12 protein-coding genes are annotated in these 13107 nt (G+C 46.1%); 6 read left to right on the plus strand and 6 right to left on the minus strand.

All coding sequences use genetic code 11. The features are described from left to right. Positions 1–38: 38 nt before the first annotated feature. Both ACFQ1T_RS04175 and ACFQ1T_RS04180 read left to right on the plus strand, forming a co-directional pair. Positions 39–1400 (plus strand): hypothetical protein, encoded by a 1362-nt coding sequence (locus tag ACFQ1T_RS04175; protein ID WP_379074159.1) that lies wholly within the window; start codon positions 39–41, stop codon positions 1398–1400. Position 1401: 1 nt separating this feature from the next. After that, the gene (locus tag ACFQ1T_RS04180) at positions 1402–2595 is read left to right on the plus strand and encodes an FRG domain-containing protein (RefSeq protein ID WP_379074162.1); all 1194 of its coding nucleotides are present in this window, start codon (positions 1402–1404) and stop codon (positions 2593–2595) included. A 216-nt stretch (positions 2596–2811) separates the two neighbouring features. Here the strand turns inward: ACFQ1T_RS04180 and ACFQ1T_RS04185 are convergent, their stop codons facing one another. Beyond that, entirely contained in the window at positions 2812–3093 is a 282-nt protein-coding gene (locus tag ACFQ1T_RS04185; RefSeq protein ID WP_379074164.1) for a hypothetical protein, read from the minus strand. Positions 3094–3443: 350 nt separating this feature from the next. Then, positions 3444–7271: an anti-phage defense-associated sirtuin Dsr1 gene (dsr1, locus tag ACFQ1T_RS04190; RefSeq protein WP_379074167.1), complete on the minus strand. Its 3828-nt coding sequence runs from the start codon at positions 7269–7271 to the stop codon at positions 3444–3446. A gap of 620 nt (positions 7272–7891) precedes the next feature. Between dsr1 and ACFQ1T_RS04195 the strand changes: the two genes are divergently transcribed. Further along, positions 7892–8569 carry a PEP-CTERM sorting domain-containing protein gene (locus tag ACFQ1T_RS04195; protein WP_379074170.1) on the plus strand — a complete coding sequence of 226 codons (678 nt, stop codon included), beginning with the start codon at positions 7892–7894 and terminating at the stop codon, positions 8567–8569. A 242-nt stretch (positions 8570–8811) separates the two neighbouring features. On the opposite strand, the gene ACFQ1T_RS04200 is transcribed toward ACFQ1T_RS04195, so the two are convergent. Next, entirely contained in the window at positions 8812–9591 is a 780-nt protein-coding gene (locus ACFQ1T_RS04200) for a DUF1223 domain-containing protein (protein WP_379074172.1), read from the minus strand. A 163-nt stretch (positions 9592–9754) separates the two neighbouring features. Between ACFQ1T_RS04200 and ACFQ1T_RS04205 the strand changes: the two genes are divergently transcribed. The 3 genes from ACFQ1T_RS04205 (at position 9755) to vapB (ending at position 10784) form a co-directional block, all read left to right on the plus strand. Continuing rightward, entirely contained in the window at positions 9755–10003 is a 249-nt protein-coding gene (locus ACFQ1T_RS04205; protein ID WP_379074175.1) for a type II toxin-antitoxin system Phd/YefM family antitoxin, read from the plus strand. Beyond that, positions 9996–10406, plus strand: a complete 411-nt coding sequence (locus ACFQ1T_RS04210; protein ID WP_275357861.1) for a putative toxin-antitoxin system toxin component, PIN family — start codon at positions 9996–9998, stop codon at positions 10404–10406. The genes ACFQ1T_RS04205 and ACFQ1T_RS04210 overlap by 8 nt, the downstream gene beginning before the upstream one ends. 177 nt (positions 10407–10583) lie before the next feature. After that, complete coding sequence (gene vapB / locus ACFQ1T_RS04215; RefSeq protein ID WP_379074178.1) at positions 10584–10784, plus strand: type II toxin-antitoxin system VapB family antitoxin; 201 nt, start codon at positions 10584–10586, stop codon at positions 10782–10784. 89 nt (positions 10785–10873) lie between these two features. On the opposite strand, the gene ACFQ1T_RS04220 is transcribed toward vapB, so the two are convergent. The 3 genes from ACFQ1T_RS04220 to ACFQ1T_RS04230 are packed head-to-tail and all read right to left on the minus strand — an operon-like array spanning position 10874 to position 13103. After that, positions 10874–11188 (minus strand): hypothetical protein, encoded by a 315-nt coding sequence (locus ACFQ1T_RS04220; RefSeq protein WP_379074181.1) that lies wholly within the window; start codon positions 11186–11188, stop codon positions 10874–10876. A 59-nt stretch (positions 11189–11247) separates the two neighbouring features. Then, positions 11248–12339: an ADP-ribosylglycohydrolase family protein gene (locus tag ACFQ1T_RS04225; RefSeq protein WP_379074184.1), complete on the minus strand. Its 1092-nt coding sequence runs from the start codon at positions 12337–12339 to the stop codon at positions 11248–11250. A 14-nt stretch (positions 12340–12353) separates the two neighbouring features. Next, positions 12354–13103, minus strand: a complete 750-nt coding sequence (locus ACFQ1T_RS04230; RefSeq protein WP_379074187.1) for a tetratricopeptide repeat protein — start codon at positions 13101–13103, stop codon at positions 12354–12356. Positions 13104–13107: the final 4 nt, after the last annotated feature.

Below are 13107 nucleotides of genomic sequence, written 5' to 3' on the forward strand. Positions count from 1 at the left end.
TAGTCTTTAATTTCTAATTAATTTTTTGATAAGTGGCGATGGAAAAGATTACCAAAGTTCGATTTGAAGCTCTTGCTGGCTTTTGTCGACGACCCGAAACCTCTCTTTACTCGGAAGAGGTCCAATGGTTCCAAGCTAGGAATGAGGATGTGCTCATTGTTGTTATTAAGGACCTTATTGATCAGGAATTTTCTGCCATGCTGCTTGCGCGTGATCTTAAGCTTCGATATAGATGGATCAACATGACAGCATTTTTTGAGGTTCCTGAGGAAGCATTGACTGCTACGGGCCCTGTGCTCGAAAGTGCATTATTAAATCTCGACAATCAAAGAGAGCAAGGTGATGAAAAGGGTAAACCTGTTGATTTCTTCAATCCTGTAGTCACTTTAGAGAAGCTACACCCTCACTTTTCATTACTTAATTCTTCTGAAGGTTATTCGCCAGCCAAAGAGCTAATTATCCCGATGATGAGATGGTATGAAGATGTCGATGGTAATTTTATTGAGCAGTTCCAAAGTAATGGTTTCGATGCCAGGATGTGGGAGTTATATCTTTTTGCAATGCTTGTTGAAACTGGATATAGCGTAGATAAAGACTCTGCCATTCCCGACTTTAATGCTAAAGGGCTTTTTGGTGAGCTTTGCATCGAAGCCACAACTGTGAATCCCACACGTGATAGATCTGGACTAATTGTCCCGCCACCAGAAGCAAATAATGATAATGATATGCTTGAAATTATCCGTCAGTATTTCCCTATTAAATTTGCAGGCCCCCTAACAGCCAAGCTTAATAAGCGATACTGGGAAAGAGAAAACGTTAAAGGTCGCCCATTAGCACTTGCCATACAAGACTTCCATGCTCCTATGTCTATGACACATAGTAGAACTTCCCTTCCAATATATTTATATGGATATATTCATGATTGGGAACATGCACAAGATGGGACTCTGATCATTAAACCCCGTAAAATTGATTCTCATCAATGGGGGGCTAAAAGTATTGAGTCTGGTTTTTTCCGATTTGAAGGTGCAGAAAATATTAGCGCGATTTTTGGTAACACTAGCGCGACTATCTCTAAATTTAATCGAATGGGGATGGTTGCGGGTTTCGGATCTAAACGTGTACGAATGATTCGGAAAGGATGGATTCCTGATACCAATCCTAATGCATCAGTTCCAAAGTCTTTTACTTCAGAAGTGCATTCCCCAGGCTATCGCGAAAGCTGGATAGAAGGTTTAGATATTTATCATAATCCGCATGCATTACATCCTCTTCCTGTAGAAATGTTTCCAAATGCGGCGCATCATTTCCTTGAAGATGATGGTCAACTGCGCTCAATCTTACCTGATTGGCATCCCATTAGTTCAGAAACCTATATTTATATTGATCAAGGGGACTGACATGCGTCCAGATCGCGGTTACTGGGAATACTACAACGATGAATTTGATTGGCCAGACGGATTTATTAAACCAAACCTCAAGGCTACGCGAAAGATATATGCCGAGTTGAACATTCCTACTATGGAAGTTGAAGCATTGATAGCATCAGGATTCGTCAACATTCATGGCGACACAATTATTGATAGATATTATGGCGGCGCTCTCATGAGTTCGGATGGCGTTACTCGCATACACAAAAACCAATTTCTAGACTGGTATCGTGCAGCAAAAGACAAAGAAACGTTGTTGCATCAGCGATCAGCTCAGGTCAGCATTGCAACGTCGCTTAGCGACCTAGAGGCGCAAATTTCACAATTGGAGACCAAGTTAAAAAGGCGATTATTATTCCGTGGGCAAACAATGCATTATCAGACAACTCGCCTTATAAAAAACCCTGCTATGCTAATCGATGGTCTTGGGGAGGCATCTTTTCTCCCATCCCTTTGGCGAAACCTTATAAGACGAAAGCCAAATGCTTTTCATGACTTTCATGGATTAAGCCTATTGGAATGGTCAAAGATAATATATTCGCAATTCGACATGAGTGAGATAGATTTGCGTGTCAAAGCGCAACTTGATCGAGGTGAGTGGATGTATTCCGCTCAAGACATGGAAGACTCAGATGATCCATTGTTGAGTTTGTTTGGGAAAGTTCGACTCGATCTCTCAATGGGGATGAATTACAACTTGGCAGACATTCTGAACACGCTTCTGCAACACTATGGTCTGGATTCCCCATATTTAGATTTAAGCAGCGATCTTGCAGTGGCATTATTTTTTTCGAGTCACAAATTTACCCCTGGCGAGTACTCATCAGAATACAGATACGTAGGGAATAATGAGTCTAAATCTATTCTGTATGTATTTGGAGAGAACAAGGCAGAAATGGCGGAATATGCACATGACCGTGTTCTGCATGAACTTGAACCACTTCGACCCAGGCGGCAGTCTTGTGTGATCTGTCGATCAGGTCCTTATGCACTCAATCTTGCGGGACTTTATTTGGTTGCGGCCATTCATATTGACTTTGAATTACCCAAGGCAGAGCGACTATCAACTCAAGATCTATTCCCAGATTCGAACAGTGATAATTTTCTCAATGCGATACTTGAACACTGCCAACAGCCGCAAAGGGTTACAAATTTTCAGCAGTAGTGCAGGACTATTGAGGTAGAACAAAATCAGGAAGCATTAGGAGGCCCAATTATCAATACCAACTTCATCACGAGAGCAACGAAGAAATTTACAAACGTGGCCGGGTTTAATGATGCGTGGGCTTCATTTCCCGAGTAGCTTTCCGAGTGAAATTTGTGCTCGCATTTCCTCTACACGGCTCATTGACACCTCCGAAATTAAACCCATCGTGTTTAGCTATTTGTCTGATTTGTGAAGAATCTTTGTTTCGACCTTTGCGGTTCCGACTTGGGATTTCTGTCTGCTTGCAGCAATTCTTTCAGCCTCTGATGCACTGTCTGCATCAATCGAGTGAGTATTACCATTTAGCCTGCGACCATCCTTATCATAAGCCACAGCTTCAACTTGATACCTTGCCATAATTGATCCCCTAAAATTTAAATTAGATGAGTTACTTGTTAAATGCTTCGTTGAAATTTTTAATACTTCTTGCTCTGCGTGCTCATGACTAGAATACATTTATGAAGTCGGTGCAAGCCGAGTCGTTTTGTCTTCAGGATAGTATACCCATTGATATTTAGAGGATAAAATCGTTTTCAAGACTATTAAATAAATCAGTTGCAACTTATGTGTAAGATGCCTAGATGGAACTGCAATTAATGGCATCATTTTGTTGCGATATCTGATGTTTGAGCAGGTACTAAGTATTTGATACTAAGTGTTGATTAGTAGCTCCTTATGGAGGTAGGCACATTTGTTGGGCTAGTAACGTGTCTGTTGATTGCAGAGAGGTCAAACTCAGCTGTAGTTATTGCTCAGGAGACTGCCATCTAAATCTCTAAACCAATATTAGTTTGTATCCAGAGAGACTACCTCGTTTTTTGATGGGCGAGTTCTTGAAGCCGTTGGTTTCTCGGGTCGTTTATAAGCTCAGGAGAGCAGCTTAAAATCTCCGCCAAACAATTAGTTAACTCATCCCGGAGCCATAGTTGATTCGGCATAATGGCAGAGAGAAGTTTCAATGATGCTTCTCCAAACTTGAGACAATGACCAGACTTCTTAAGCAGACTCACAAGGTGGCTTGGATGCTCAATCGGAGTAAGCCAAGGCTCAATTGCATCCAGCGCTACTGGAAACTGATTGCCTGTAGCGATTACCATCTGCGCTAGGTGTGATGCTATTCCTGGAGAGATAAGATCACGTGATTTTGGCCATATTGCCTGCCAAAGCGGCCATACTCGGTTCTTCCAATACTCTTCTCGTTGCTCTCCAGCACCCTCCATGGCCTGTGACAAAGCTCTCGCGGCCTCACGCAATCCTTCGATAGGAAGTACTCTAAATGCATCTTGGTAATCTGTAATTCTGTAACCATCGAGGGGTTCAAGGGCAGCATAGGTCATGAATGCTGCAAACTGGCGGCCATGTTTGCTGAGTTCATCGTAATGGTCTGCTGTATTGAGAAAAGCAGATTTGAAGGCCGTAAGTAATGGCAGATAAAGTCGTGGAGACCAAAGAAATCCCTCCCATGCTGACCGAGCCTCAAGCTTGCTATTTTCCCAGTCAAATAGTGGTAAAAGATAGTGCTCTGTCCAATCCCGATCAATGCGAAATAGGGATATGAGGTTAGCGCTGAGAATTACACGGCCATGTCGGTATCGTTCGATTTGTGTATTACTGAGACTGGTAAATATAGCTTTCAGATCATCAGGCAATCCGTCGTTATCGTTCGGTTCACTTTGGAACCATTGGTTGAATAAGGCCTGAGTAATATGACCGATTGAATGATTGATTGCCTCAGCTACAGGCTGATTTATTGGTTGCCCATTCAGCTGGATGCCCGTATTAGGGTCGATGGGTAGCTCCATTATTCGTCTACATAGCTGAATCAATTTAAGAAATTCGGAAGTGTTCGTATTTGATATCTCTTTCAGCCACCAACTAACAGGGTTGATTAGCGTAAGTAAAACGCTATCTGACATTGCTTCTACTATTTTAGCTACGTATATCCACTTTCTCTTTGTACTGCTAGTTTCACTCCAGGCCTGAAGAGCCTCGCGCCAGCGATGATCTAGCCAAATATTCTCATTTGCTAACTGTTGTAATGCGCATAGGCTGTTAAACATATGCTTGCGGCAAACATGTCGCCAAGTATCCTCATGGGGAAATGGGTTATCTACTTTGGCCTTCTTGAGCCAAATCACCAAGTCATCTGCTTTGGTTGGCGCTTGATCAACAACAATGTCTCGTTTGTAGTCGGGATCACCACTACCTGACATCCAATGTGAGAACTCATCTTTCTCATCGATTGCAAGTTTCCATAGTGGATATTGTTTAGATAGCTTATCCAGTCTCGATGCAGCTTTAGAGCTAAGAGTTACTCCAACGGCTCGAAGCTTTGCCAATCTAAGCCAAATGGAGCGATCGTTCAAAGCACGCCATTCTTCCGAAGTAATATCTTCTCGGTATTTATTTCTGGGAGCACCTTCTAAAATGGCTTTTTCCAAACGAACTTTAGCGCTATTAGTTAGGTTAGGGCCTTGTAGACGAAGTAGCGCAAGTACCTCTCGCTGAGTTTCAATTGACCATAGCCACCAAGCTTCATCTTCATTCAGCCAGTTGACCCAAACGTCAGGTTCTATGATGTTGTCATAGCTTGCTGCAAAGAAAGCTAGACGTTTGAACGTTGGATACCCTTTTGTGAACCAGGAGTGAGCGAGTTTTGTTGCATACAGGGGGTCAATTTTCTTTGTCTCAAGCCAAGCATCACGAAGTAATTCAATCAATGCAACCCAGTCACGGAAGCCTCTGTTTTGCCAATGATCCGATATTGAGGGCATATCCCAGAAAGAGCGATCCGACTCTTCATCGGCCTCTTCTAGCTCTCCAAGTAAATCTAATGCATCCACCAGTAAAATTTGTAAATCGTCAAACAACTTGGGCAATGCCTCACTTAATGCATCAGAGGACAGGTCATGCAGTGTCGAGTGCACATTATCTGCTGCTAACACAAGCTCCCAACCAACCAACTGTCTAATACGAGTCGGAGTTTCCAATGAGCTAGTTTCTTCTCCCCAAGACATAGGTTTACTAAAAAGGATTTGAGGAGAAAGAATATCTCTTAATTCAAGACGTAAGCTTGCACTAAAACCATCACGCTTCAATCTTTGTAGCCATGTGTAAAAGTCTATGTCTGTACTATGCGTTTTTACCCTGCCAGCAAGAAGTAAACGCCAAACTTTGCGCATGAGTGGGCTAGGTATTGCATTCGGTGCATCAGCCTTAATTGCATCCAGCTCTGTTGTTTTTCCATCACGTTCAAGTCCATAAATTTCGTCTAATTTGCGTTCTAGCAGCCATTTACATTGTTCGGCAAGTTGTCCTCCCCGATTGCTAAACCAGAGTACAAGGGTTGGATCGTTCAGATGCCTTGTTAACCATCGAGCAATATGATGCATTACATCATCCCAGCCTAAATTCAGCCTCCCTGAAACAAGTGACATCCTAGGTGCGAGATGATATGGCGTCGGTCGTGCGACTAGATTAAAAGTAAGCTTGGTATCCTCTTCAATGGATGGCTGTACATTGAAGCGAGGTAGATCAGCATGTCGAAATCGATTATCTGTAAAGGCCTCTAACCAGTCTAGTGAAGGAACAGGGTTGAAGTCGGCAAATTTCTCGGCAGGAGTGCCAGACTTGTCTGTTAATGCCCAAAGCATGCGGCCAACGAAATTATCCTGCTTTGTGCTTGCTGAAGGCCGAGTAAGAGCGTGTCGTGTGACTATCGCCGATTTTCCGTTAACTCCATCTCGATAGGTTTCCGCCCAAGCTATCAGAGTCCCGTGCAATGCTGAGTGTGCTTTATCTCCGGCAGGGACCTCGTAGAGAATGGGAGTAACTCCTTTTGCCTTCCACTCAATCGTCTTGGTGATTTCTTCTCCAGGCTTAACATCTCCAAGAGCCCAAGCCTGAGGTGTTACCTCACCCAGCATACGGTCTGCAGCAAGTGCATCCATCATGTACCTCATCACAGGGTCATTGATGCTATACCCAACGAAGCAAACCACGTAGTTTCGGAACAGTTCGCTGACAAAGCGTGCCGCCCAGCGCTCGGTGAGGTAGGCAAGTCCGAAGTCACCACTAGTTACAACCAAGCGATTAAGTGCGTTGTCATCTGCTTTTTTAGAAAGTAGACCATGCAAATAGATCAGTCCATCCCAGCGGCTATTTTTTGGTATAGGGAGCAGAGGTGCCACGTATGGCATAACTGGTAAAGCTTCATGTTTGGCTAAGTGTTCGAAAACGCGATCAAAGTTGGTCGTCACCAGTCGCAATTTTCCATCACGGTTTCTAGCCAGTTGCAGTAAAGCTTTGTGAGTTTCCGTTGCCCCTTTCTTACGTAGTTTTGGCTTTAATACATCAGCTAATGCTTTGCGCATTTGCAACCCTGTCCGCTGACCGGGCAATCGGTCTTCGAGTATATTTAATGTAGCGTCATATTGATAGTTTTTGAAGGCTTGCTTTTCGATGTCGGTGAAAACTGTGCCAACCTTTTCATAAATACTTTCAACAAGACCGCCGAACCCAGGAAGCCCCGCTGGGTAGGATATTCCCGCACCACAGAAAAATACTACGCGACCTTCTTCATGCGCTTGAAGCAATGCATCCGGAATGTCTGGACCATTAGACACAAATTGCATTTATTACTCCCTTGGCCCTAACTGACTTACCAAGTTTGATTTTATGGAGTTTCTTGATTTTTTATTTTCCATTACACATTCCTTCTAATTTATTTTGCATGTAATCTGGTACTAAACTGACCTAAAACTGCTGGGCACTATGGTGCATCAGCAACTTAAACATCGCAAGCCAAAAGCAGAATCGAAGAGAATTCAAAAGCAAGAGTGAGAAAAGATAGGGGTCAAGTCTTGCAACCCAACATTTTGTATATTGCCCTGCCGCCAACCCAACAAAAGAATAATGTTTTTGCCCATCTCTATTTAGATGCTCTGGGACGAAGCCAAACAATTTACCATCGCCAATCAAGACTACAACGCCACGCTTAGAAGAAGCAACGCGGCGTGGAAACCGGGTTACTCCTTAGGCTGGGATATATTAGGTACAAAACTTCAGCTACATATGTTTTCTTAGATGTCGTTTTGCAAGACTTCCCCCCTAAATTTTAGCTTTTCCGCTGACCACCGAAGCCGCAGAGACTGCTAATGAATCCCCCCTGTATGCGGGGTGGACATGTGTTTGCATCCAACTAAACTATCAGGCCAGATGCACAAAATGAATCCAAATTACTGAGGAGAGACTCATGGTTATAAAGGGCTTGGTCACAGTCTTATCAACACTCGCGTTTATGAGCAGCGCGCATGCCACCGTCAACCTGATTAAAAACGGAGATGCTGAGGCCGGTTTAGGGGGTAATTCAGAAGTAGTCCCCGTCCCTGATTGGACTGGCGTGACAGGTGGTTTTACCGTCATTAAATGGAATGCAGGTGGGGGCTACCCATCGGCAATTGATCCAGGCCCGGTTGATCGTGGGTTGAATTACTTTACCGGCGGCACGAATGATAGTTACTCTGCTGCATACCAAGTGACTGACGTGCTGGATAATGCGGGTGGTGCTGCATTTTATGCTTCAGGCTACTTTGGTGGCTTTAGCTCTCAAACTGACTATTCACAGCTGACGATCAAATTTTTGGATGAATTTTCATCCACTATTGGGTATGCAGTGCTAGGTGAGGCGACGCCTGCAGAGCGAAATAATCTCACCGGCCTTATTTTTAAAGAAATATCAGGGGTCACTCCGGTAGGTACAACAAAGATCGAGTTTTTGCTTGAAATGAATCGTCTGCAAGGCTCTGCCAATGATGGTTATGCAGATAACCTGTTTTTTTCAATCACCCCGGTGCCAGAGGCGGACACTTACGGAATGTTGTTGGCCGGTTTAGGCTTGCTGGGTATTCGAGCCCGTCGCCAGAAGAGCTAAGATATCAATGAATTAAATAAAACCTGCTTCGGCGGGATTTATTTTGGCTAATGACCACTAGGCGAGTGATGCATTCTTAACCGAACCCTATCCATTTTTCAGCAGCACGCGCCAATGTTTGTACCACTTTTTGATCGATGCTCCTCAAAGGCTAAAGCTCACTTCCAATACCTTATACTGCCTGCGTTCGCCATTGGGGAAAGGCCAATCAATTTCCTGGAAAATAATTGGGATCAGAGAAGTTAATCTTTGCATAATCCTAGCGTCAACGCCTGCAAAACCTCTCCCGTTGCTGAGTTCTGCACAAACGCCACCACGCTAAGATCACGCTGCTTCCAAGCTTGTTGAAAGTGGATTTCATGACTTTCATTTGTTTTGCCATCCGCCCCCACCTTAAACGGCCCTAACCACTGGCGCACGACATAATCATGGCGCAACATCTCGCCACGGTTTTCACCAGCATTGACGGTGGATTGCAGGTTATTTTCTTGTAGCGCGAGGTAATACACCAGCGGACCTGCCTCTGCGGTTTTGATGCTTGTGGATACTTGTGCTGATTTTAGTGTGTGGGAATTCACTGCCAAGCGAATTTCAGCTTTGGCGGGCATACGATTGATGCTGGCAATTTCATTCTTAAAGCGCGATTCACTTACCCAACTGCGGGTATCCTGCCCGTTGATGGCAATTTGTGGCGTATACACACCGCGAGCATGTCCTGAGGCGGCCATTTCACGCTGCCGCCTGGCAAAGGCAGGGTTGGCAAAGTTGTCTTTCCAGCCGATGTAATCCCAATAATCCACATGCAGGGCCATGGGCACGATATTGCCCAACTGGTTGCCTTGCGTTTTTAGGCGCGTTAACCACTGGTCAGCGGGTGGGCAACTGCTACAGCCTTCTGAGGTATATAGCTCCACCAGGGCATTGGTTTGCGGTCCGCTGACGGCACTGCATTGTTGTTGCGCGGTGGCGTTTGACGCAAACACGATGGCGCATAAAGCGGTTAGCAGAGGTTGTTTTTTCATGACGAGACTCCATCAATTGGCTGGAGTGGATTGGTCGTGTGACTTGTTGATGCCTTACACGTATTTGTTCTCCGACGCAGTTTCAAGGCTAAATGTGATGGGTTGTACAAAATGTACAAAATAGACATTTTGTACTATGATTGGGCAAACAGGAGAGTTGATTATGCAATATGTTTCTGCAACAGATGCTAAACAAAATATGGCGGCTTTAATTGATACGGCACAGCGCGAACCAGTGACGATTCGTCGTCAAAACCGTGATGTGGCGATTGTGCTTTCTCCCGCTGAATATCAACGCTTGCGCGGGCTGAATCTGGCTGAGTTTCAATCATTTTGTGACCGTGTCGGGCAACAAGCGATGGCAAACGGCTTAACCGAGGACAAATTAGCCGAGTTGCTGACCAATGAGTGAGGCGTTACGGGTAGTCTGTGACACCAATACTTTGATCAGTTATTTGCTGTTACCGAACAGCGTGTCGTCAATTGCCGTGCGTAAAGCTTTTGAGCAAGGTGTATTGCTGGTGTCTGAGTCTACGCTCAATGAACTGGCGGACGTATTATCTCGCCCAAAGTTTGACCGCTATATTTCGCTTGAAGACAGGCAAGCTTTTTTTAGACTGTTTAGTCGCATGTATGAACGTGTGAATATTGTCTATCCCGTGAATGCCTGCCGTGACCCAAAAGACAATCAATTTTTAGAAGTCGCCGTGAATGGTGGTGCATCGATGATCATCACGGGCGATGCTGACTTGTTGGTGTTGCATCCTTTTCAAGGCATCTCTATTTTGACTGCCGCACAGTTTAATGCGCTTTGAATTAAGCAGGTCTCACACTCTTGTAAGCCAAGCCACATCTCCGCGTTTTTATTACCTTAAAGACGCATGCGACGTGATCAGGTCGCTATTCTTTCATGCGGCTCCCAAGCAGGTTTGCAATGATATTTTTCGTGCTATACGCTAATGCTACATGCGTGTTGACGAGAGGGATGAACGATGGCTATAAACACTGTGTTTATTAATAATCGCACGCAAGCTGTACGCCTGCCTGCTGAAATGCGCTTGCCAGAGGATGTGAAACTGGTGAACGTGCGTGCACTTGGTAACGAGCGCATTATCACGCCGATTGCTGAAACCTGGGATAGCTTTTTTAATGCTAACTTGACGGTGAGCGATGATTTTATGCCAACGCGGTAGGGCGGACTCGCTTTCAGTGCGCCGCATGGTTCATTTCAAATACAACGCATCATGCGCGGGAGCTACATAAAAACAATTGCCTTAAGCATTCACCGCGTATTTTTTTTATACATACGGAAAGACTCCACACTCAACTGCCTGGTGATGGTTTTGATTTCCAGTGTTTGCTTACCTTTTCGGTAGAGGAATGTGCAGCCGTCAATTTCCATCGAGATGCAGTCGGTGACCTCTGTCATGCCCATGTTGTAGATTTCTTGCGCGTATAGACTAGCCCGATCAATCTTGGTGTTTTTAATCGGCGCCCAACCTTGATCAATCAGCGTTTGCTTGACCTCGTTGTATGGTTTGCCTTCAGTCATAAAGCTTAAGTCATTGGCAGCAAAGGCAACGCTGCAGTTCATCATAAAGAGGATTGCTAATATTTTTGTAAGCATGGTTTTCACCGCCTGATTAGTCAAAATGTTTAGGCAAACTGCGCCACAAACTGCTCAACTTCGTGGTGAATGGCATCGTGCGCGGTGAGGCCTTTGATCCAGCGTGGCGGAATCGCCTCCAACCCTAACGAGGCACCCAAAATCGCGCCCAGCACCGCACCGCGGTGGCAGTTATCCCCGCCGACATTGGTGTTGGCGATTAAGGCGTTTTCAAAGTCATCATGGTAGCGGGTGGCGAGGTAGAGCACAGATGGAAACGACTGGTCTATGTAGCAGGCGGGGCTGAGTAGGCCACCAATCACGTCGAGGTCAGATTTTTGGTTGGCACGCACTTGCGCCACCACTTTGGCGGCCGGGAATCCTAACTGGCTGGCCGCAGCGCTGGCGAGTTGTTCGTTGTCAGGGTACGGCGAGTTGAAAATTTCAAACAAGAGTTGGCTCAGTGCCAGCGTATGGCGCTCTAACTCGGTTGAGCGGTGGGTGAGGTTTTGTTGCGTTAAGGCGGCTTGGTTGCAGGCGGCCAGGTCGTTCGCCTTGACGCTGGCCATGACCACCATGGGGATATTCACCAGGCCGCCAATCGAGGCCGTGTCATGGCCTTCGTTGCCCGCACACTTTTCCGGGGCCACGCCTTTGGCATAGTTGGCAAAAAAATCACGGTGGTAGGACTCAGCATAAGTGTCGTTGTGCTGATCGGGCTCGGTCATAAAGCGCACATAGGCTTGCAAAAAGTCAGCAGGGGCATGCTGGCCCTGGGCGATAAGCGAGCGCAGCAACACACGGGCGCACAGCAGGTTAAGCGTGTTGTCGCCTGCCTGCATGCCTTGATGATAATGCCCATTGGGCAGGCCCCAGAATTGTTTTTTGCCTTTTAAAATCACACTGCCGACAATATCGCCCGCTTGTGTGCCGCGGCCTGCCTTGCCTGTGCTGGCCAGGGGCATGATGGAGCTGGGGTGGCTGGCTTTGGGCGCTTGATAGTCGCGAATTTGACCAAAGTCTTGCCAGAGGGCGGCGATGTTGTAATACCAGTGCACGGGCATGGCCAGCGCATCGCCAATAAACATCCCCCAGAGGGCGCCGCGCATCCGGTCTGCACGTTGAAGGGGGGTGATTGGCATCGTGTGATCCTTGTTTAACAGCCTTGCAGTTGCTGGCTTTTACATTGCGTGGCCAATTGGGTGGCCGCGGCTTTTTGCTCTTCGCTCATTTGCGCATAAAGATAATTCAGCATTTTGTTGTGGCGATTCACCAGGCGTTTTTCTTCGTTTTGGGTTGCCAATATCAACCACATCGCCGCTTTGAGGGTACTTTGTTCAACGCCGGCCCCTTGCTGGTAAAGCTCGGCTAGGTAGCCCTGGGCTTCACTATTGTTGTTGCTGGCGGCCAGGCTTAACCAGTGCACGGCGGCGGGCATGTCTTGCGTAATCACTTCGCCCCGCAAATACAGCATGCCTAAATTGAGCTGCGATTTCACATGACCTTGCTTGGCTGCTTGCTCGTAATAGGCCACCGCTTGCGGGTAGCTGATGCTTTGAATCTGGCGCTGAAACACCAGTGAACCCAGCGTGTACTGCGCCTCTTTGTAATTCAACTCGGCCGATTTTGTGTACCACTTGACCGCTTCGTCCATGCTTTTGGGCACGCCATCGCCGTTCTGCGACATCAGGCCCAGGTTGTAGCAGGCTTTGGCATCGTTTTGACTGGCGAGAGACAGATAAATGGCGTGGGCAGCGGCATAGTCTTTTTGCAGTAGCTTTTGTTTAGCTTCTTCTAGCGTGTTTGCCTGCGTGAGGCTGGCTGCACACAGCGCGCACAGCATCAATGCGGTGGAGATTGCTTTGCTGAATAACTGTGCCAACATCGTTTTAGCTGCTTGCGTCATGGCT

It is taken from the genome of Methylophilus glucosoxydans, from assembly GCF_042676145.1.
GTDB lineage: Bacteria > Pseudomonadota > Gammaproteobacteria > Burkholderiales > Methylophilaceae > Methylophilus > Methylophilus glucosoxydans.

Bases quoted from the DNA above. Each gene is read 5' to 3' on its own strand.
- vapB (WP_379074178.1), top strand. From the start codon at position 10,584: ATGGCTATAAACACTGTGTTTATTAATAATCGCACGCAAGCTGTACGC.
- ACFQ1T_RS04210 (WP_275357861.1), top strand. From the start codon at position 9,996: ATGAGTGAGGCGTTACGGGTAGTCTGTGACACCAATACTTTGATCAGT.
- ACFQ1T_RS04180 (WP_379074162.1), top strand. From the start codon at position 1,402: ATGCGTCCAGATCGCGGTTACTGGGAATACTACAACGATGAATTTGAT.
- ACFQ1T_RS04185 (WP_379074164.1), bottom strand. From the start codon at position 3,093: ATGTATTCTAGTCATGAGCACGCAGAGCAAGAAGTATTAAAAATTTCA.
- ACFQ1T_RS04225 (WP_379074184.1), bottom strand. From the start codon at position 12,339: ATGCCAATCACCCCCCTTCAACGTGCAGACCGGATGCGCGGCGCCCTC.
- ACFQ1T_RS04230 (WP_379074187.1), bottom strand. From the start codon at position 13,103: ATGACGCAAGCAGCTAAAACGATGTTGGCACAGTTATTCAGCAAAGCA.
- ACFQ1T_RS04195 (WP_379074170.1), top strand. From the start codon at position 7,892: ATGGTTATAAAGGGCTTGGTCACAGTCTTATCAACACTCGCGTTTATG.
- ACFQ1T_RS04200 (WP_379074172.1), bottom strand. From the start codon at position 9,591: ATGAAAAAACAACCTCTGCTAACCGCTTTATGCGCCATCGTGTTTGCG.
- ACFQ1T_RS04205 (WP_379074175.1), top strand. From the start codon at position 9,755: ATGCAATATGTTTCTGCAACAGATGCTAAACAAAATATGGCGGCTTTA.
- dsr1 (WP_379074167.1), bottom strand. From the start codon at position 7,271: ATGCAATTTGTGTCTAATGGTCCAGACATTCCGGATGCATTGCTTCAA.
- ACFQ1T_RS04220 (WP_379074181.1), bottom strand. From the start codon at position 11,188: ATGATGAACTGCAGCGTTGCCTTTGCTGCCAATGACTTAAGCTTTATG.
- ACFQ1T_RS04175 (WP_379074159.1), top strand. From the start codon at position 39: ATGGAAAAGATTACCAAAGTTCGATTTGAAGCTCTTGCTGGCTTTTGT.